The organism is Planosporangium mesophilum (assembly GCF_016863255.1).
Classification (GTDB): Bacteria; Actinomycetota; Actinomycetes; order Mycobacteriales; family Micromonosporaceae; genus Planosporangium; species Planosporangium mesophilum.
The window spans coordinates 41,572-59,985 of the sequence record NZ_BOON01000057.1 but is presented as its reverse complement, the minus strand read 5'-3'; the positions used below and the strand labels follow the sequence as shown (position 1 = coordinate 59,985).

At 70.9% G+C, this 18,414-nt stretch carries 21 protein-coding genes; 8 read left to right on the top strand and 13 right to left on the bottom strand.

What is annotated here, in order from left to right:
* Positions 1-536 precede the first annotated feature (536 nt).
* From Pme01_RS26500 to Pme01_RS26490, 3 genes are all read left to right on the top strand, one after another.
* Entirely contained in the window at positions 537-1,424 is an 888-nt protein-coding gene (locus tag Pme01_RS26500; protein ID WP_203935887.1) for an FAD-dependent oxidoreductase, read from the top strand.
* Positions 1,425-1,509: 85 nt separating this feature from the next.
* Entirely contained in the window at positions 1,510-2,196 is a 687-nt protein-coding gene (locus Pme01_RS26495) for a peptidoglycan-binding protein (RefSeq protein WP_168117640.1), read from the top strand.
* Positions 2,197-2,204: 8 nt separating this feature from the next.
* Entirely contained in the window at positions 2,205-4,568 is a 2,364-nt protein-coding gene (locus Pme01_RS26490) for a hypothetical protein (protein WP_168117641.1), read from the top strand.
* An 87-nt stretch (positions 4,569-4,655) separates the two neighbouring features.
* Here Pme01_RS26490 and Pme01_RS26485 read toward each other — a convergent pair whose 3' ends face one another.
* The 3 genes from Pme01_RS26485 to Pme01_RS26475 all read right to left on the bottom strand — a co-directional run bounded on the left by Pme01_RS26485 (position 4,656) and on the right by Pme01_RS26475 (position 6,734).
* Positions 4,656-4,820 (bottom strand): hypothetical protein, encoded by a 165-nt coding sequence (locus Pme01_RS26485; protein WP_168117642.1) that lies wholly within the window; start codon positions 4,818-4,820, stop codon positions 4,656-4,658.
* Entirely contained in the window at positions 4,817-5,848 is a 1,032-nt protein-coding gene (locus tag Pme01_RS26480; protein ID WP_168117643.1) for an aromatic ring-hydroxylating dioxygenase subunit alpha, read from the bottom strand. Before Pme01_RS26480 ends, Pme01_RS26485 begins: the two co-directional genes overlap by 4 nt.
* Before the next feature lie 127 nt (positions 5,849-5,975).
* Positions 5,976-6,734 (bottom strand): IclR family transcriptional regulator, encoded by a 759-nt coding sequence (locus Pme01_RS26475; protein ID WP_239088480.1) that lies wholly within the window; start codon positions 6,732-6,734, stop codon positions 5,976-5,978.
* A gap of 65 nt (positions 6,735-6,799) precedes the next feature.
* Between Pme01_RS26475 and Pme01_RS26470 the strand changes: the two genes are divergently transcribed.
* The 3 genes from Pme01_RS26470 to Pme01_RS26460 all read left to right on the top strand — a co-directional run bounded on the left by Pme01_RS26470 (position 6,800) and on the right by Pme01_RS26460 (position 8,866).
* Positions 6,800-7,486, top strand: a complete 687-nt coding sequence (locus Pme01_RS26470; protein ID WP_168117644.1) for a haloacid dehalogenase type II — start codon at positions 6,800-6,802, stop codon at positions 7,484-7,486.
* Between the two features lie 201 nt (positions 7,487-7,687).
* On the top strand, positions 7,688-8,065 hold the full coding sequence (locus Pme01_RS26465) for a hypothetical protein (RefSeq protein WP_168117645.1): 378 nt from the start codon (positions 7,688-7,690) through the stop codon (positions 8,063-8,065).
* A gap of 198 nt (positions 8,066-8,263) precedes the next feature.
* Positions 8,264-8,866: a C40 family peptidase gene (locus Pme01_RS26460; RefSeq protein ID WP_168117646.1), complete on the top strand. Its 603-nt coding sequence runs from the start codon at positions 8,264-8,266 to the stop codon at positions 8,864-8,866.
* Positions 8,867-8,977: 111 nt separating this feature from the next.
* On the opposite strand, the gene Pme01_RS26455 is transcribed toward Pme01_RS26460, so the two are convergent.
* Positions 8,978-10,642, bottom strand: a complete 1,665-nt coding sequence (locus Pme01_RS26455) for a GGDEF domain-containing protein (protein ID WP_168117647.1) — start codon at positions 10,640-10,642, stop codon at positions 8,978-8,980.
* Positions 10,643-10,902: 260 nt separating this feature from the next.
* On the opposite strand from Pme01_RS26455, the gene Pme01_RS26450 reads away from it, so the two are divergent.
* Positions 10,903-11,532, top strand: coding sequence for a hypothetical protein (locus tag Pme01_RS26450; protein ID WP_239088479.1), 630 nt, complete (start codon positions 10,903-10,905; stop codon positions 11,530-11,532).
* A 24-nt stretch (positions 11,533-11,556) separates the two neighbouring features.
* Here the strand turns inward: Pme01_RS26450 and Pme01_RS26445 are convergent, their stop codons facing one another.
* On the bottom strand, positions 11,557-13,188 hold the full coding sequence (locus Pme01_RS26445) for a tetratricopeptide repeat-containing diguanylate cyclase (RefSeq protein WP_168117648.1): 1,632 nt from the start codon (positions 13,186-13,188) through the stop codon (positions 11,557-11,559).
* Between the two features lie 266 nt (positions 13,189-13,454).
* Between Pme01_RS26445 and Pme01_RS26440 the strand changes: the two genes are divergently transcribed.
* Positions 13,455-14,138: a SprT-like domain-containing protein gene (locus tag Pme01_RS26440; RefSeq protein WP_168117649.1), complete on the top strand. Its 684-nt coding sequence runs from the start codon at positions 13,455-13,457 to the stop codon at positions 14,136-14,138.
* Between the two features lie 59 nt (positions 14,139-14,197).
* On the opposite strand, the gene Pme01_RS26435 is transcribed toward Pme01_RS26440, so the two are convergent.
* The 8 genes from Pme01_RS26435 to Pme01_RS26405 all read right to left on the bottom strand — a co-directional run bounded on the left by Pme01_RS26435 (position 14,198) and on the right by Pme01_RS26405 (position 18,151).
* Positions 14,198-14,548, bottom strand: a complete 351-nt coding sequence (locus Pme01_RS26435; protein WP_168117650.1) for a hypothetical protein — start codon at positions 14,546-14,548, stop codon at positions 14,198-14,200.
* A 20-nt stretch (positions 14,549-14,568) separates the two neighbouring features.
* The gene (locus tag Pme01_RS31870) at positions 14,569-14,712 is read right to left on the bottom strand and encodes a DUF4926 domain-containing protein (protein ID WP_203935886.1); all 144 of its coding nucleotides are present in this window, start codon (positions 14,710-14,712) and stop codon (positions 14,569-14,571) included.
* 95 nt (positions 14,713-14,807) lie between these two features.
* Positions 14,808-15,017: an immunity protein CdiI family protein gene (locus tag Pme01_RS31985; protein ID WP_505869470.1), complete on the bottom strand. Its 210-nt coding sequence runs from the start codon at positions 15,015-15,017 to the stop codon at positions 14,808-14,810.
* Positions 15,018-15,424: 407 nt separating this feature from the next.
* Positions 15,425-15,733, bottom strand: a complete 309-nt coding sequence (locus Pme01_RS26425) for a hypothetical protein (protein WP_203935885.1) — start codon at positions 15,731-15,733, stop codon at positions 15,425-15,427.
* Between the two features lie 13 nt (positions 15,734-15,746).
* The gene (locus Pme01_RS26420; RefSeq protein WP_168117652.1) at positions 15,747-15,920 is read right to left on the bottom strand and encodes a hypothetical protein; all 174 of its coding nucleotides are present in this window, start codon (positions 15,918-15,920) and stop codon (positions 15,747-15,749) included.
* A 310-nt stretch (positions 15,921-16,230) separates the two neighbouring features.
* Positions 16,231-16,605 (bottom strand): hypothetical protein, encoded by a 375-nt coding sequence (locus tag Pme01_RS26415; RefSeq protein ID WP_239088478.1) that lies wholly within the window; start codon positions 16,603-16,605, stop codon positions 16,231-16,233.
* Positions 16,602-17,834, bottom strand: coding sequence for a WXG100 family type VII secretion target (locus Pme01_RS26410; RefSeq protein ID WP_203935884.1), 1,233 nt, complete (start codon positions 17,832-17,834; stop codon positions 16,602-16,604). The genes Pme01_RS26415 and Pme01_RS26410 overlap by 4 nt, the downstream gene beginning before the upstream one ends.
* A complete protein-coding gene (locus Pme01_RS26405; RefSeq protein ID WP_168117653.1) occupies positions 17,831-18,151 on the bottom strand; it encodes a type VII secretion target in 321 nt (106 codons plus the stop codon). Before Pme01_RS26405 ends, Pme01_RS26410 begins: the two co-directional genes overlap by 4 nt.
* Positions 18,152-18,414: the final 263 nt, after the last annotated feature.

Genomic DNA, 18,414 nt, shown 5'->3' with positions numbered 1-18,414 from the left:
TGCATCACACTGGCCGGGTGTCGGGTAGACACGGAAGTTGTAACGCAGCTGCACACCGGTGACCGTGCCACAGGCGTACGACAAACCACTCGCATCACCGTAGGGCCCCGACGCCTATCCGCCTTGACTGCGGATCGGCTTTCCCTACCCCGCTACGCGAGAGGGTCCGCTTCACCCCCGGCCTGAAGGCCGGAGCACCGCGGACGATCGCGGTAGCGGGGCGATAGCGGTCTGGTAGCGCCATCCCTCATCGTCAGTACGTTGTCGTGGCGCTGAAGTGCCAGCGCGGGTAACGGTGACTCCGGCGACCTGGTGGCACGGACCACGGGGGAGGTCGGCGGAGTCCTCGGCGACCGTGCCCCGTCAGGCGTGCGCCGACTTCCCCGACCGGTGGTGACCGCGCGCCCCGCGGTCACCACCGGTGGTGCCGCCCCCGGCCCTCTCCGACACCCGCGCTGCGCCGTCGCTGGCTCCCGTGGACGTGACCTGACCCTGCCTCGCGGTACCGCCGGCCCGCTGCGGAACAATTGCACCGCGTGACCCCGGAGACCGATCTGATCGTCGTCGGCGGCGGCCCCGCCGGGTGCGCCGCCGCCGTCATGGCCTCCAGCCTGGGCCTGCGCTGCGTCCTGATCGAGCCGAGTCGGCTGTGCCACAAGCCGCGCCACATCTCCGCCATGGTCAACGTGCTGGGCGGCTTCGCCGACGGCCCCGACCTGGCGGACCGCGTGAGCGCCGACGTCACGGCGGCCGACCGCTGCGACGTACGGCTCGGCCGGGGCGTCACCGCGGTACGCGCCGGCGACGACCACGTCCGCGTCGACCTCGACGACGGCTCGTCGCTGGAGGCGCCGTACGCCGTGGTCGCCACCGGCGCCCGGCCGCAGACGGCCGCCGAGACCGAGTGGATCAGCCAGGACCGGGAGGTCGACGCCCCGGCGCTGTGGGAGGCCGACCCGTCGGCGCTGGCCGGCGCGCAAGCGCTCGTACTCGGCGCCGACCGGCCGCTGGGCACGCTGCTGCGCACCCGTCCGGACCTGGCGATGCGTCTCCTCGTGCGGTACTCGCCGGCCGAGGCGTACAAGGTCGAGGAGGTCCGCGCCGACCCGCGGGTGGTCCTGCTGCCGACCGGGCACCTCGACCTGCGGCACGACCCGTACGGGGTGCTGCACGCCGACGCGGCCGACGGGCACCGGTACACCGGTCGCGACGTGTACCTCAACCTCGGCAGCCGCCCGGTCGTACCCGCCGGTGACCTCCGCACGGACGGGTCGGGCTACTGCCCGCCGGAGATCCAGCACTCCCGGATCCTCGTCGCCGGTGACCTGCGCGGCGCCCGCTTCCAGCGCGTCATGACGGCGTTCGGCTCCGGCGCCGAGGCCGCGCTGACGGCGTACTACGCCGCGCACGGGCTCCTGGGGTGAGGCTTCACCGTTTCAGGCGGGGTGCCGCGGGGACTCATCTTCCTGAATGACTGACACCCTTCGCCGTGCCGGAACGGAGAGACCGATGAGTGAACCCGAGCTGACCCCCCTGACCGCGGACGAGCTCGCCGCGGAGGCGGCCACCCCGCTGCCGCCGAAAGAGGTCATGTCCGTGCTCGACCTCAACGCCGACCTCGACCTGGCGCTGCACGCGGCCGCCCCGATCGACCTCGCCGTGGCCGCCAACGCCAACGTCGCCGCGCCGATCAACGCCGCCGTGGGTGCCAACATCCTGTCCGTGGATTCCAAGGTCGGCTCGCTGTCCGACCAGGCGGTGAGCATCAACCAGGGCATCTCCGGTGACGCGATCGCGCACGCACCGCAGGACAGCGCGATCGACCAGGCCCAGCCCGCCGCGGCCGACCCCGGTACGGCGCCCGCCGACCCCGGTACCGCGCCTGCGGACTCCGCCACCCCGCCGACCGCCGGTGTCGGCGCGGTGCCGACCGACCCCGCGCAGATGCTCAACGGCGACCTGCTCAACATCAACGTCAACGCCGACCTCGACGCCGATCTGGCGGCCCCGATCAACGGCGCGGTCGCCGCGAACGCCAACGTCGCGGCGCCGATCGACGCGTCCGTCGCGGCCAACGTCGGGTCGATCGGCTCCGAAGCCACCGCCGTGTCCAGCCAGACGGCCATCATCGACCAGCACCTCGACGGGGTGACTGCCGACGCGACGGCCGACCAGAAGTCGAGCATCGAGCAGTAGCGCGTCCGATGAGCGTGCTCTCCTCGTCCGCCCCGGCAGCGCCGGACCCGGGCGCTGACACGCCGGCGCGGGAACGCCCGGGCTCGGCCCACGAAACCGGCACGCGTCCGGACGGGCACGGGGACACCGTGCCCGTCCGGGCCCGTGGCATCGAGTTGCTGGGTGAGCAGCCCGGTTCGGGATACCGGCAACCTGCGGCGCTCGTGCGGCGCGCCGACGGGCAGACCATCCAGCTGACCCGGCTGCTGTACCTGATCCTGGAGGAGGTCGACGGGCGGCGGGACTTCACGCAGCTCGCGGCGGCGGTCGGTCCCAGGGTCGGGCGCCTGGTGAGCGCGGACGACGCACGCCTGCTCGCCGAGTCCAAGCTGCGCCCGCTGGGCCTGCTCGCCGCGGCGGACGGTACGCAACCGGCGGTGAAGCCGCTGAATCCGCTGCTGGCGCTGCGGCTGCGGTACGTGGTGTCCGATCCGGCGGTGACGCGTCGTGTCACCGGTCCGTTCGCCACGCTGTTCCGCGCCCCGATCCTGGTACCGGTCGTCGCCTTGTTCCTCGCCGTCAGCGGCTGGGTCCTGTTCCACAAGGGGCTGGCGTCCGGTACCCGGCAGGCGTTCGACAATCCCGGCCTACTGCTGCTCGTGCTGGCCCTCACGGTCCTGTCCGCCGGCTTCCACGAGTTCGGGCACGCCGCCGCGTGCCGCTACGGCGGTGCCACGCCGGGCGCGATGGGCGCCGGCCTCTACCTCGTCTGGCCCGCCTTCTACACCGACGTCAGCGACAGCTACCGGCTGGGGCGCGCCGGACGGGTCCGCGTCGACCTGGGCGGCCTGTACTTCGACGCGATCCTCGCCGTCGGGATTTTCGCCGTCTGGGCCGTCACCGGTTGGGACGCGATCCTCCTGGTCGTCGCCGCCCAGGTACTGCAGATGCTGCGACAGCTGGCGCCCTTCGTGCGCTTCGACGGGTACCACATCCTCGCCGACCTCACCGGCGTGCCCGACCTGTACTCCCGCATCAAGCCCACCCTGCTCGGTCTGCTGCCCACCCGCTGGGGCAAGCCGGAGTCCACGGTGCTCAAGCCGTGGGCGCGGCTGGTCGTGACGCTGTGGGTGCTCGTCGTCGTGCCGCTGCTGCTGCTGAGCACCGTACTGATGGCGTTGTCGCTGCCGCGGGTCGCCGCCACCGCCTGGGAGAGCCTGGGTCGCCAGTGGCGGACCCTGGGGGTCGACGTCGACCAGGGTGATGTCGCCGCCATCGGGGTGCGTCTGTTGTCGGTACTCGCGATCGTGCTGCCGCTGCTCGGCATGTGCCTGATGGCCGCGCGGCTGGTCCGGCGGATGACCGGGAAGGTATGGCGGGCCACCGAGGGCCGGCCGGGGCGGCGGGCGCTCGCCACCGCCCTCGCCGTCGCCGTCGTGGCGCTGCTGGGCTGGGCCTGGTGGCCCCGCGAGGGCAGGTACACGCCGCTGCGCGGAGACGAGCGGGGAACGGTGTTCGACGCGCTCCCCGCCACCCACCACGCGCCGCTCGGCCTGCGCAACGGTCAGGTCCGCACGGCCGGTACCAGCGTCTGGGCCGCCACCTCCGCACCGCCCACAAAGGACCACCCGCGCCTGGCGCTGGTGATGGCCCCGCGCGAGCAGGGCGCCGGTCCGACGTGGGTCTTCCCCTTCAACCCGCCGAAGGCACCCGGGGCGGGTGACAACCAGGCCCTCGCGGTCAACACCACGGACGGATCGACCCTCTACGACGTCGCGTTCGCGATGGTCTGGGTCACCGACGGCAGTGCGCTCAACCGCAACGAGGCGTACGCGCTGGCGAGCTGCCGGGACTGCACGACGGTGGCCGTGGCCTTCCAGGTGGTCCTGGTCGTCGGCCAGGCGGATGTGGTCGTCCCGCAGAACATCTCGGCGGCGGTCAACTACTCCTGCATCTCGTGCGTGACGTTCGCGCTCGCCCAGCAGTTGGTGGTGACGATCCCGCACGCGCTCAGCCCCGACGCCATGGCCCGGCTGAACGCGCTGTGGGCGCAGATCCAGGCGTTCGCCGACACCATCGAGAACGTACCGCTCGCACAGATCCAGGCCGAGCTCCAGAAGTTCCAGTCGGCCATTCTCGCGATCGTCACGGCGGACCTCGGGTTGAGCCCCTCGGGCAGCGCCGGCCCGTCCGCCACTGCCTCCCCTGGGTCGCCGAACCCGTCGGGTACGGCCTCGCCCGACTCCTCCCCGGTGCCGGGACAGGCCACCGAACCAACGGCGGGACCAGCGGCGGGACCGCCAACGCAACCGACCGCGGGGCCGGCGGCAACTGCGGAGCCGACGGGAACTCCCGACCCACCGTCGGCGTCACCCAGCGCGAATCTTCCGTGATCACCCGGGGTTCGGGGCACTGTCACGCCCCGAACCCCCCGGGTGATCAGGGACAGGCGACCGTCAGGTCGGCCTCGAAGGCCTCGGTCACGGCTGGTCGTGGTCGGGGTGGGACAGCAGCCACTGCCAGACCTCGATCGGGTCGTCGGCGTCGCGCTCGGCGCCGCAGTGGCACACGCCCACGAGCGTGTCCGAGCCGGGCTGCCAGACCACCCGGTAGACGGTGGCGTCGGTGGTGGCGGGTGACGTCATGACGCCTCGGCGAGCCGCTTCAGGATCCGGCGCGCGGCCAGCCCGCCGGTGTCGATGTTGATGCTCAGCTCCTGGTAGCCGTCCGGCTCGGTGGCGATGACCTTCTCCAGGGCGTTGAGGGCCACCACGTCCTGGAGCACCACCGTACGGTTGCTCTCGGCCAGGAAGCGGGAGACCTCCTCGTCGTCGACGGCGAAGTCGCGGGCCACCATCCAGAAGTCGTGCGTGCTGGACTCGGTCTCCGGGGTGATCGCGTACACGATCTCGGCGTGCGCGGCGCGGCTGTCGTCGCCGTCCGGGCCCGGCTCCACGCCGGTCGGGGCGATCCGGCTGTGCAGCGTGTACAGGCACGGCGGGTAGTACTCGATGTCCTGCCAGCGGTCGATGCGGCCGGTGATGCCGGTCGACTTCGCGTAGAACGGCGGGCACTCGGCGTCCTTCATGCGCCGGCTGACCCGGACGATCCCGGCTTCCTCGTCGACCTCGGTGGTGATCGGGGTCTCGGCCACCTCGGGCGTGCCGATGTAGCCGCCGTGCAGGTAGGTCTCGTGGGACAGGTCGAGCAGGTTGTCGACCAGCAGGCTGTACCGGGCGGCGAGGGGCTCCATGCCGCGGACCGTGGTCCAGCCCTCGGCGGCCAGGTACGGTACGCGCGGGATGCGGGTCGCGTCGGCCTTGGCGGCGTCGCCGATCCAGATCCAGACCAGCGAGTCCTGCTCCACGATCGGGTAGCTGGGCACCCGGGCCGTGCGAGGTACGCGGGTCTGGCCGGGCACGTACACGCAGGCGCCGGTGGGCTCGTAGGTGAAGCCGTGGTAGCCGCAGACGATCCGGTCACCGTCGCGGTGGCTCAGTGAGAGCGGGTACCGGCGGTGAACGCACCGGTCGGCCAGCCCGACGGCCTGGCCGTCCCCGGTCCGGTAGAAGACGATCGGTTCACCGCAGATGGTGCGCGCCATCAGGTCCTCGCCGACCTCCTGCGAGTAAGCGGCGACGTACCACTGGTTGCGGGCGAAGGCCGTAGTCATGTGACGCTCCTTACGTGAAGCCGTGTCCACCGACGATCGGGGTCGGCGTCTCCCCGGCGCTACGGCCCTTCCGCTGAATGGAAGGATCCGAGGTCAGCCAGCGTGCCTGGTGACCCTGGTCGCGCCGTCAGCTCGCCTGTTTGATCGCCCTGGAGATGCCGCGCGCGGCGGTCAGCACGGCCGGTACGAGGGTCGGCGGCTCGATCGTGCCGGCCCGTACCACGATCGACAGCGCGGCCACCACCTGCCCCGCCGGGCCCCGCACCGGGGCGGCCACCGACACGGCGTCCAGCGTCACCTGCCCGTCGCTGACGGCGACACCGGTACGGCGGACCTCCGCCAGTACCCGCCGCAGCCGCGCCGGGTCGACGATGGTCTTGCGGGTGAACGCCGCCAGCGGCGAGGTCAGGAAGCTCTCCTGCACCTCGGTCGGGGCGTGGGCCAGCAGCACCAGGCCGACTCCGGTGGCGTGCGCCGGCCACCGGCCGCCGACGCGGCTGAGCACGCCGACCGCGTGGCGTCCGGAGATCCGTTCGACGTAGACGACCTCCGCGCCGTCCAGCACCGCGAGCTGGACGTTCTCGTGCGTGGCCTCGTACAGGTCCTCCAGGAACGGCAGGGCGAGCTCGCGCAGGCCCAGCCCGCGCGGGGCCAGCGCGGCGACCTCCCACAGCCGCAGGCCGACCCGGTAGCGCCCCTGGTCGTCGCGCTCCAGGGCGCCCCAGGCGGCCAGCTCGCCGACCAGGCGGTGGGCGGTGGCCAGCGGCAGGCCGGTGCGGCGGCTGATGTCGGACAGCGACAGGTGGGTACGGTCCGCGGAAAACGACTCGAGCACCGCGAGGACGCGACCGGTCACCGATCGGCCCTTCATCGGGTCGTGCCGCACGGTCACCCTCCCTACGTGGGGAAACGGTACGCAGCGGTGCCGCCTCGCGGTAGATAATCGCAGCTATGGGTGACAGCCCCGTCGAGGCCGTCGTCTTCGACGTCAACGAGACGATGTTCGCCCTCGACGGGCTGTGCCCGACGTTCGCCGACCTCGACCTGGACCCGGAGCTGATACCGCTGTGGTTCGCCACGGTGCTGCGTGACGGGTTCGCGTTGACCGCCCTCGGCCGCTTCCAGCCGTTTCCCGCCGTGGCCGCCGAGGCGCTGCGCGCGCTCGACGAGCGGGTCGACGATGCCGCCGTGGCCGCCGTGCTCGCGGCGTTCCGCACGCTGGACGCGTACGCCGACGTGGAGCCGGCCCTGCGCATCCTGCGGGAGGCAGGCATTCCGGCGGCGACGCTGAGCAACGGCACCGCCGACGTCGTGCAGGGCCTGCTGAGCCGTGCCGGCCTGGCCGGGTACGTGACCCGCAACCTCTCGGTCGACGCGGTGCGCCGCTGGAAGCCCGCTGCCGAGCCGTACCGGTACGCCGCCGCCGAACTCGGCGTCGACGTCCACCGGCTGGCGCTGGTCGCGGTGCACCCGTGGGACTGCGCCGGCGCCGCCGCGGCCGGGCTGCGGACGGGATGGGTACGGCGCACGCCGGCGCACTGGCCGGCGGTGTTCGACGTGCCGCACGTCAGCGGGGCGACCCTGGCCGCCGTCGTCGGCGCCCTGCTGACGGATCAGCGGCCGGCGCGCGGTGTTTAGCGTTCTCCGTACCGGCAAGTCCTGACCGGGCGGGCGTACCGGCGCCGCTGACCGGCGACGGTCGACCGTGCCGATGGTTCGTGCTGTGCGGATGTGAGTTGTCCCTGCTGGCTGTGCCCTGCCGACCGCCCGTGACCGGCTGGATCGTGTTGCCCCGGGGACGCCCGGGGAGACCCGCGCGTCTTCGAGGAGTGACCCGCCATGCCGGTTCCCGCAGACCGCCGACGCCCGACAGCCACCCGAACGATCCGCGGCCCGGCGGTACTGTCGGTCGGAGTCGCCGTGCTCGCCGCCGCCGCAGCGGCGACCATCACGCTGGCCCCGGCACCGCGGTCGAACCGTACCCTTACGGTCTCCCCGGTCGGCGGCACCGGCACCGGCCCCGCCATGATGGTCTCCGCCAGCCCCGCCGGAAACCCGAACCTGCTCGTACCCGGTGCCGCCGGCGCGAAGGCGCCCGCCCCGCCGCCGGTGACGCCGTCCCTGTCGCCGCTCTCGTCGCCGACCCCGACGCCGTCGGCCACTCCGTCCGGCGACGAGCCCGAAACCGCGGATGCGGCCACGGAACCATCCGAGTGATGTCCATTATGGAGCGCCGCTACCACTACGGCCGGGAGTTTCAGCGATCCCGGTACGGGCAGGTGCCGCGCTGATGCGACGCGTTGTCGGAGTTCGTCTCTACCGGATGTGACCGGCCGACCCGTATCCGATCGGCCGGACCGGAAGTGCCCCGGACGCCGGGGCCACCCCACACCAACGGTGAGGAGACCCACCGCGATGCCCAATCCCCTGACCACCCGCTCCCCCGAGCGGATGCTGATCAGATCTGTGCTGCTCGCCGCCATCGCGGCGGTGAGCGCCGTGATGGCCCAGTCGCCGTCGCAACGCACCACCACGGTGCCGGGTACCGGGCCGGACGTCATGCTGGCGTCGGGACCGCTGTCCGCTGAATCCGCGTCCCGAGCGGCTCCGCCGCAGGCGACCGTACAGCCCGCCGCCGGGCCGGTCGTGGGCCCGCGACTCGCGTCCGGCGACCCGTGGGCGGCCATCGCGTTCGCGAAGCAGCAGCTCGGCAAGCCGTACCAGTGGGGCGGCACCGGCAACCCCGGCTTCGACTGCTCCGGCCTGGTCATGAAGGCGTGGCAGGCCGGCGGCGTCTACCTGCCGCGCACCACCTACCAGATGGCCGGCGTCGGTACCCGGATCGGCCGTGACCAGCTCGAGCCCGGCGACCTGGTCTTCAGCAACGACTTCGGCCATGTCCAGCTCTACCTCGGGGGCGGGTACATCATCGAGGCCGCCCGTCCCGGCACGGTCGTACGCATCTCGGGGCTGCCCTCCGCCGGCAGTGTGAACGCGTACACCAGGGTCCGGTCCTGACCCGCAGTGGGATGTCCCACAGCCGGGCACGGTTTCCGGATCGAGTGGGCGCCGGGCTGGACGGACACCGAAGACGGCGAGCCGGTGAACTGACGCCGGCTCGCGGCACGGTCACACCGCGTCGGCCACGACCCGGTTGCGCCCGGCGCGCTTGGCCGCGTAGAGGTTGCGGTCGGCGTGAGCCAGCAGCGCCGACGGTGTGCTGCGACCGCCCGTGACGGTGGTGACGCCGATGCTGGTGGCCACCGGTATCCCGCCGGTGACCGGCCACCAGTCGTGGCCGCTGATGGCCTGGCGTAGCTGCTCGCAGCGGCGCGCCGCCTCGTCGGCACCGGTGTCGGGCAGGATGAGCACGAACTCCTCGCCGCCCAGCCGGGCGGCGACGCCCGCGCCGGTCGCGGCCTCGGCGATCAGCCCGGCGACCTGCTGGAGCACGACATCGCCGGTGGCGTGCGACAGGGTGTCGTTGATGCGCTTGAAGTGGTCGAGGTCGATCAGGGCCGCCGACAGCGGGGTTCCGTACTCGGCCGCCCGCTCGATCAGCGTGGCCAGTCGCTCGTCGACGAAGCGACGGTTGTGCAGGCCGGTGAGCGCGTCCCGCTGGGCCATCTCGCGGAACCGTACGCTCTCCCGGCGGGCCTCCTCGGCCTCGTAGAAGGCCTGCAGCGCCCGGGCGCGGGCCTCGCGCTGGGCCGACTGCAGCGCCTGCGTCTCGGCGTGGAAGCGCCGGTGCTCCTCGTACGCCTCCCGGTAACGGCCCGACACCGCGAACAGTTGCGCCTGCTCCTCACGTACCCGGGCCCGGTACGACGCCAGGCCGCGCTCCTCGCACACCTGTGCCGCGCGGTCCAGGGTGGCCTGGGCGCCGGTGAGGTCGCCGCGCAGGCGCTTGGCCTCCGCGACCGTACGCAGGCACTCGGCCAGCGCGTTCCCCTCCGTCAGGAGGTGCGCCGCCGATCCGTCCAGGACGGGGCGCAGGGTCTCCTCGGCGGCGGCGTACCGGCCCCGCATCATCTCGATGCGGGCGATCGTGTCCAGGTAGTGGGCGCGGAGCGGGACGCCGTACCGCGTCTCGAACGCCCGCATCTCGTCGATGAGCGTCTCGGCGTCCTCACCGTTGTCGGTCTGGTACGCCGTGTACGCCATGTTGTTGAGGACCTGGAGCGCCAACTCGAGGTCGCCGGCGGCGGTGGCGAGGTCGAGCGCCTCCTGGAAGCGCCGGCGGGCCTCGTCCGAGGAGTCGTTCTGGTGCAGCGCTATCGCCAGGGTCGACAGGTGCCTTGCCCGGATCCGGGCAGGCACCTCGTCCCCAATCTTCGCCACGCACTGCACGCCGTGCGCCAGCGCGTCCGCCACGTCGCCGACGTGGTGGAAGAAGACCGAGAGCAGGTGATGGCTTCGGGCCAGCAGGTAGGCGTTGCCGTGCTCGTCGGCCCAGGCGTTCACCTGCTGGGCCATGCGGCCGGACTCGGCGGTGTCGCCCTCCCGCAGGAGGACGTCGGCCCGGATCAGCCGCGCCCGCATCTGCAGGTCGGGGCGGCCCAGCTCGACGGCGAGCCGCTCGGCCCGGTCGGCCGGCAGGACGACGGTACGGAAATCGGCGGCCGGAACCATCTCCATCGCGTCGAGTACCGCGGCCAGCCGGGCGCCGGCCTCCGGGTTCGACGCGGACAGTGCCGCGAGGGCGTCCGCGAAACCGATCGGAGCAGCCGAGTCGTCGACACCCGGTACCGGTAGGCCGCCAGCCTCCGCCACCGTTCCCGACACCGTATCCATGGCTCCTCGTATCCGAGTCCGTCACGCCGTGCGAATGATCAGGTTATGCCGAGCGGGTTGCGGGCCAGCGTGCGGGCCGGTTGCGGCGCGGGTGCGCGCAGCCACGGACGGATGTGTCCTGCGTCACGGTCGCGACCGGGACCGGAGGCGGCGGCCGGCGTTGTCACAGGCCCGTCGTAAACTTCCGGCGCGCGATCGGAAAGGACCGGCGGCCGGTACAGCGGGCCGCCAGCGGCGCGCGTGGCACCACGGAGAGACAGTTGCGAAGACGACGGATCAGCCTGCTCGACATCGGGCTGGACGCCAACTTCGACGCCGCCATGTCCTTCATCCAGTCGACGCTGGTCAACATCAACATCCACTACGGGGAACCGGTCGTCGACATCGACTTCGTGCGGTCCCGCGACCCGGACACCGTACTGACCGCCTTCACCGCCTCCTGTGACGTACTGCACGTCATGGCCCATGGTGACTACGTTGCCGCCTCCCCGACGTTCAGCAGCAGCGACGAGAAGACCCACGTCTCGCTCGAACAGCTCGGCGAGGCCGCCGCCGACCGTGGCCGGGGCATCTCGACCGGCGCGATCCTGGCCGACGGCTGCAAGACCGGTACCGGAGCCTGGCAGAAGGCGGTACGCGACTGCCTCCACGGCGACGTGACCTACATCGGCACCTCCGCGCAGGTCGGCTGGTACGAGAGCACGGTCTTCTGCTCGGCCTTCTACAGCGCGCTGCTGCGCAACAAGGGCAAGGGCCTCACCCCCGCCGGGCAGGCCCAGGACGCGGCCAAGCGCGCGCAGGAGGCGTACACGCTGCTGACCGACCGCAACTGCCCGTACAAGGTCATGACCTTGAGCCCCAGCCGGTGGGCGAAGCAGGCTTTCCAGTAGTCCCCAGTGGACACCGGCCCGCGGTCAGGCCGGGTCGGCGACGACCCGGTTCCGGCCGGTGCGCTTGGCCGCGTACAGATTGCGGTCGGCCTGCGCCAGCAGCGCGGACGGCGTACTGCGACCGTCCACAATGGTGGTGACGCCGAGGCTGGCGGTCACCGGGATCCCACCCGTGACGGGCCGCCACGGGTGGCCGGCGATCGTCCGGCGTAGCTGCTCGCAGCGGCGCACCGCTTCGTCGGCGCCGGTGTCGGGCAGGATGAGCAGGAACTCCTCGCCGCCGAGCCGGGCGGCGACGGCCGCCCCGGTCGCGGCCTCCGTGAGCAGCCCGGCGATCTGCTGAAGCACGACGTCGCCGGTCGCGTGCGACAGTGTGTCGTTGACCCGCTTGAAGTGGTCGAGGTCGATCAGGGCCGCCGACAACGGGGTACGGCGCTCAGCCGCCTCCTGCAGCAGCAGGGCGAGCCGCTCGTCCACGTACCGGCGGTTGTGCAGGCCGGTGAGCGCGTCCCGCTGGGCCAGCTCGCGGAACCGGAGACTCTCCCGGCGCGCCTCCTCGGTCTCGAAGACCGCCTGCAGGGCCCGGGCCCGAGCCTCGCGCTGGGCCGACTGAAGCGCCTGCATATCGGCGTAGAAGCGCCGGTGCTCCTCGTACGCCTCCCGAAAGCGGCCGGTCATGGCATACAACTGGGCCTGCTCCTCGCGTACCCGGGCCCGGGCCGATGCCAGCGTCCGCTCCTCGCACACCCTGGCGGTCCGGTCGAGCGTGGCCTGGGCGGCGTCGACGGCGCCGCGCAGCCGCTGCGCCTCGGCCACGGTCAGCAGACACTCGGCGATCAGGTCTCCGTCGGTGAGCAGGTGTTCGGCCGTACCGTCCAGGACAGGGCGCAGGGCGGCCTCGGCCTCGGCGTAGCGACCCTGCATCATCTCGATCCGGGCCACCGTGTCGAGGACGCTGGAGTCCAGCCGAGCGCCGTTGCGGACGCTGATGGCCCGGATGTCCTCGATGAGCTGCCGCGCATGGTCGGGTTCGCCGAGCTTGTACGCCATGTACGCCAGGTTGTTGAGGATCTGCAGCGACATCTCGTCGTCGCCGGCGGGGGCGGCGATCTCCAGCGCCTGCTGGGCCCGGCGGCGGGCCTCGTCCGGCGAGCCGTTCTCGTAGAGCACCATCGACAGTACCGACAGGTGCCTGGCGCGGATGCGGGCCGGCAGCTCGTCGCTGGTGTTCGCCACGGCCGAAACGGCGTGGGTCAGCGCGTCGGCCAGGTCGCCGACGTGGCGGAAGAAGACCGCCAGGTGCAGATGGCTGCGCGCCAGCAGGTAGGCGTCGCGACGCTCGGTGGCCCAGGCGTTCACCTGCTGGGCGATCCGGCCCGACTCGATCGCCTCGCCCTGGCGGCGCAGCACGTCGGCGCGGACCAGCCTGGCCCGCATCTGCAGGTCGTCGCGGCCCAGTTCGGCCGCCAGCCGCTCCGCGGCCCGGGCCGGTTCGACGACGTTGCGGAAATCCGTGATGGCGACCGTCTCCATCGCCTGTAGCGCAGCCGCCAGCCTTGCTTCGGCGTGCGGTGTCAGGGTCGACAGGTTGGTGAGCTCGTAGATCGCGGGGGTGGTGGCATCGTCTGCCGGTACCGTTTGTAACGCCGCATCCATTGCTGTATCCATCTTCGTCGACCCCCGGTCAAGCAAACGCTACGCCGGGACGGTTGCGGCCCGCTGACCTGTCGAGTTGCCGTGCGGGTGCCGCCGCCCTGCCTTTAGTACATCTCTACGTCTCGAACGGCGCCTCCGGTTCGTTGGCGCCTTTTCGCCGCGCCGCCCCGGTGCCCTGACCGCGCCGCCGCGTGGCGTCCGGCCCTTTTGTCGGTTGTCTGCGGTAGCTTCTCTCCCTGCTTGGGACGGTTGAGGGGCGGTGCGGGGTGGATCTCGAGGAAGCACGGGTACTCGCGCTCGGGCTGATGACCCAGCACGGCCTTACCGGCTGGCGGCTGGTGTTCGACAACGCGAAGACCCGCGCCGGGGTGTGCCGGTCGGACCGCAAGGAGATCGGCCTGTCCCGCGTACTGACCCGCCTGTACTCGCAGGCCGAGGTGACCGACACCGTGCTGCACGAGATCGCACACGCCCTGGTCGGCACCCGGCACGGGCACGACAAGATATGGCGGGCGACCGCGCTGCGGATCGGCTGCTCGGGTACGCGGTGCGTCCCGGAGGAATCGCCGAAGGTCGAGGGGGCCTGGGTCGGGATGTGCCCGGCGGGGCACCGCAGCACCGTGCACCGCCGGCCGGTACGGGTCCGGTCGTGCCGCCAGTGCTCACCGGCGTTCGACACCTCGGCGCTGTTCGAATGGACGTACCGAGGGCAGCCGGCGCCGATGGACCCCCGGTACGTAGCGGAGCTGGCCCGGATTCAGGGCCGGGTGGTGGTTCCCGCTGTTGTGCCGCTGCGGGTCGGTGATCGGGTACGGGTCACGGGCGGGGGCAAGTACGGCGGCCTGGTCGGCACGATCGCGAAGCGCGGCCGGAGCCGGTACCAGGTGCAGACGAAGGCCGGGGTGCTGAGTACGCCGTTTGCGCTGGTGGAGCCGGTCGAAACCCGGTGAGCCGGACGGCGGATCGGGTGATCGATGGACCCCTCAGTGCCGGCACGCATTACCCAAAATCATTCGGTCACTTCTTCGGTGACGACAATGGCCTCGTCACCCAGCCATGGATCAGGCGCGATCAGCTCGACGTTGGGAACAACCGCACGGCGCTCGGCATCACTCGATCCGAATGTCAGCATCTCCACATCCGGATGAATCGCGACACGGCAGAGATGGATACCACGCAGGCAGAGGTCGCACCACGCAATGGCGTAGCCGACTCTGCGCTCCGGATCACCGGTATAGGTGATCCTTACCTTGCCCTTACCGCAGCTCGGACAGGCGACATCGATATCAGCGGGAGCAGCCTCGTGGACGAGCGAGAAGGCGTCCAGCCAGGCGTCCCATACCCGCTGCTGCTCGGTCACCCCTGTCATCAACCGACCCCCTACGGCTCCATCAGCGCCTGCGGACGTGGGCGACCCTGACCTGGCGTCAGCGGCACCATCGCGATCGTCCGGCCCTCATCATCGGCGAACTCGACCTTGCAGGCGAGATCTGGCTCGTGGAAAGCGTGCACCACGGTGCCCACCGAACCCGGCAGTCAGACTTTCAGCGGGAAGGTCCACGGCAAGTTCGACGAGGTCATGCGGTCGCAGGTGGCCATTATCGAGCAAGCGTCTCAGCTTATCTGGTGGGTTCGACCGTCGCGGCCGTCGAATACTCGACGACGTAACGGCGGGTCAGTTCAACGGCGAGTCGCCTGGCTAACAGCACACCCTCGGCGTAGAAGTCGTCTTCGGTCAGGGGCTCGGGGAATCTGGAGGTGGCCGCGTCGCTGCGGTTAAGGACACCTCTGCGCCGACCTGTGGCCCATAGTCGTCGAAGCCCAGCCAACCAAGGTTCTCGGGGACTATTTCACGCAGATCGGCGGCAACCTCAGGGTGAGTCACAGTGTCCGCCAAAAACTCGATTACCCAGTCGAACAGCCATCCGGCGGCCGACCAACGGACCTCACGCGAGATGGCGATCGTTCCCGACATCACGACTGCCACTGATGGACTATCACCCGTTGCCCGTCGGCAGTAGCGCCATGAGCGGCCCAGACTTTCCTTCGCTCCACGCGCCTGGGTCGTCGATCACCTGCGGAGACAGTGGACCCTCGACTACCTCGAAAGTAGGCCACTGGACCGCAAAGATCTCAACTTGGCCGCTGTCGATGACCGGCGCCAAGCCCTACCAAAAAGCGAACCGACGTTAAACGCGAAGCTGAGACGTCGTTCATCGAGAGCCGCCGTGTCGGGCTAACCGAAGTACGTGTGCGCGGTCTGCGGCGCTTGCCCACTCTTGAGAATCGACTTGAGGATGGCGGCCGCGATTTTGGTAAAGGCTGCCCGACTGACCCCGGCCGCATCGCCAGTCAAGCTCCCACTGTCCACATCCAGGACGAGGTCACCGAGAAGCGCGCCGTCTTCGGCACACGGTCGAACAGCCCGAGCAGCCGTCTCCAGGAGAACGAAGCCGGTGCCGCAATCGCCGCCGCCGGCTTCCCAGCGGTAAATCACACCGCGCGGTACCTGCGCGTATGCCCAGATGCCGATCGAGTAGTTCACCATGCTCCTTCCGTCAGGTTGCCAGCATCCGCGGTGAAGTCCCGGTTGACCAGGTCCGGCGCCGGCGTGGCCCGGGATCCTGGCGGGTGGAGCCGCCGCGCCAGCCCCGGCGCGGGAACGCTCCCTGCCAGCCCTGGGCGGCCATCAGACGCTCGACCAGTACGCCGCCGCCCAGGTCGCGTGCCACGAACGGGTCCTCGCGCTGCACGAACTCGACGGCACAGGTTGCTGCCGGTTCTGTAGGCGGACCTGGCCGTGCGACGAGGCGGAGCACAGCCGCCGGATGGTCGAACACTTCAACCAGTGGGCTCTGACCGACGAGTGGGCTGCGCCAGATCCGAGTCTCGTCCGCCCGTACCTGAGAAGGTCTTGCTCTTAGCTTAGTTCCTGAGGTTGTAGGTCAGGCCGACCAGTTCCTGAAGGTCGGATGGCACCCGCCTTGTGCCCGCTGTCCGGCGCTCCTGCTCAGCAGGCGGATAACAGTCCGCCCGCGCGTCTTACACCTGGGGGTGCGCGTCCTCAATTCGGTCGCAACGGAGGTAGTCGAGCAGATCCCGCTGCTCGGATTCGGCCAACGCAGCGAACGACCGATACGCCACTTGCCGGGCGTGTGGCGTCTTCGCCGCGAGCAGGGCGATAATCGCTGCCCAGGCCAAGGACACGAGGTGAAGGCGGTCGTTGCGGAGCACAGGCAGCATCGTCAGCTCGCCGAGGACGGTTGCCGCCCTGTCGTCGGTCGCGGCCCTGTCGGCGAGCTCGAAGACGGCCTTGCCGCGGTACGGGCCACCTGCACGGACAAGTTCCGCCAACTCGGTGTTGCTCATCTCCCGGACCGGCGGTTCAGAACGTTGCGGTGGTACGGGAATGGTCATGGCGTCTCTCCGAAAATCTTGCGGTACTCCTCGCGTATCAGGTCCGTGAGCTTCGCAGCTGATTCATGGTCTCCAATCGACTCGGCGTACCGGATCTCCTGCTCGTACGCTCGCACCTCGTTGGCGTACCGTACGTGCGGATCCTCGAACCAGCCTCGCATGCCCGCCCACCCAGCGGCTCGGTCGTCGCGCATGTGTTGCATCTCATGTAGCAACGCGCCATAGGACGCGTCCGGGTCGAGTATCAGCACGCCGGGGTGACCGGGGGAAGGGCTCGGGCCGTAGGCGAGGCCGCCCTGACGGAAGATCACTTCCACTCCCGCGTCCTCTGCCTCCCGGATGGCGTTGTCCCACTCCTGCAGATGGGTCTCACGGGCCGATCCCCACCGCGCCAGCGGATCAGCCTCTGAATGGTGAAAGTACAAGCGCCTGTCCGCCTCGCCGGCGAGCGACTCCGCTGACCTGCCACCGCCACGAAGCCGGTTGATGATCTTCTTCAGCTCTTCGATGAGTTCGCCCAGGCGGCGGGTAAGTGATCCCAGTTCCCGCAGGCTGGACAGCAGCCCCTTGAGCCAGCGGGCGATCTTCGCCGCCCAGGAGGCGACGAGGGTGGTGACCTGTTCGACGACCAGCGGGGTGGCGACGCCGAGCGAGCCGACCACCTCGGCGGCGTACACGACCAGCCGCGACACGCAGGTGGCGATCGCGTCGCGAACCAGGATCCGGACGGCAGCGATCAGCGCACCGGCACCTTCGGCAAGTACTGCCATGGTGTCGGCGGCCTTGGCCAGCCCACCGATCGCCTGGGACTGCTGGGCAGCCCAGGTGCGGTAGGCGTTACCGGCGGTCCCCGTCCAGTCGGTGACGTCCCAGCGCACCGCCCGGTCGAGGTCGGCGGCGTCATCACGCAGCGAGGCGGCGACGTTGCGCCAGGTCTGGGCGTGCCCGGCGATCTGGCCGGGGTCGCCGGCCAGCCAGTCCAGCGCTTCGCTGAGCGGCTTGACGTGTTCGATGATCCAGGCGACGCCGTACTGCAGCAGCGCACCGATGGGGTCGGACACGATCGCGAGCGCGTCCAGGCCGGCACCGACCACGCCGAGACTGGTGTCGATCCAGCTGCCGTTCTTGACGCCCTGGGCGATCAGCTCGATGTCTTCGGCGATCCACACCCCCGACCAGGCGTCGGGCGGGCTGTCCAGCCGGCCGGCGACGAGCGGGTTGACCGTCACTGCGGGCCCCGTACCCGCTGGTGGCGGGCCTGGGCGTGGTCATCGGCCGACTGGTAACCATCGGCCGCGGTGCGCAACCGCTGGCCGGAGTCGTGCAGCGAATGCGCGGCGGCGTCAATGCCGTCGACCACCATGTCCTGCAGGCCGGCGAGCAGCGTCGGCACGATCGTGCACAGCTTGCCGTACGCGGTCATGCTCGGCCGCACCGCGGCGCCGGCCTGCCTGGCGGTGGCGACCCGGTCGCCGATCGCCTCCACGTGCCCGGCGTGCGCGATCAGATCCGACGGCGTGACGCCGATGCCGTCACCGGACGACATGGGCACCCGATCCCGCGCCGTGACTCCGTACGCCGCGCAAATCTCCCCGTATCACCGCGCCCCTCCCCCGTAGCCGCGTGGAGCCTGCCAGTGGTCACGTACCGGTCGCTGAGCGTGTCGCGGCGCCACTCTATCGAGCAGCGTCCAGGTCCGAGAACCCTCGACAGGAAGCTCGCGCGCCCAGGACGAAGGTCAGGGGTCGGTCCTGTCGTTCGCTTCCTGCGCCGCACACGGCTGGGATTGCAGAACCGGGTACAGGCGGC

What these genes read in the sequence shown, in the direction of transcription:
- Pme01_RS26495 (WP_168117640.1), top strand. Translation starts at nt 1,510, where the DNA reads ATGAGTGAACCCGAGCTGACCCCCCTGACCGCGGACGAGCTCGCCGCG.
- Pme01_RS26490 (WP_168117641.1), top strand. Translation starts at nt 2,205, where the DNA reads ATGAGCGTGCTCTCCTCGTCCGCCCCGGCAGCGCCGGACCCGGGCGCT.
- Pme01_RS26485 (WP_168117642.1), bottom strand. Translation starts at nt 4,820, where the DNA reads ATGACGTCACCCGCCACCACCGACGCCACCGTCTACCGGGTGGTCTGG.
- Pme01_RS26480 (WP_168117643.1), bottom strand. Translation starts at nt 5,848, where the DNA reads ATGACTACGGCCTTCGCCCGCAACCAGTGGTACGTCGCCGCTTACTCG.
- Pme01_RS26470 (WP_168117644.1), top strand. Translation starts at nt 6,800, where the DNA reads ATGGGTGACAGCCCCGTCGAGGCCGTCGTCTTCGACGTCAACGAGACG.
- Pme01_RS26465 (WP_168117645.1), top strand. Translation starts at nt 7,688, where the DNA reads ATGCCGGTTCCCGCAGACCGCCGACGCCCGACAGCCACCCGAACGATC.
- Pme01_RS26460 (WP_168117646.1), top strand. Translation starts at nt 8,264, where the DNA reads ATGCCCAATCCCCTGACCACCCGCTCCCCCGAGCGGATGCTGATCAGA.
- Pme01_RS26455 (WP_168117647.1), bottom strand. Translation starts at nt 10,642, where the DNA reads ATGGATACGGTGTCGGGAACGGTGGCGGAGGCTGGCGGCCTACCGGTA.
- Pme01_RS26445 (WP_168117648.1), bottom strand. Translation starts at nt 13,188, where the DNA reads ATGGATGCGGCGTTACAAACGGTACCGGCAGACGATGCCACCACCCCC.
- Pme01_RS26415 (WP_239088478.1), bottom strand. Translation starts at nt 16,605, where the DNA reads ATGACCATTCCCGTACCACCGCAACGTTCTGAACCGCCGGTCCGGGAG.
- Pme01_RS26405 (WP_168117653.1), bottom strand. Translation starts at nt 18,151, where the DNA reads ATGTCGTCCGGTGACGGCATCGGCGTCACGCCGTCGGATCTGATCGCG.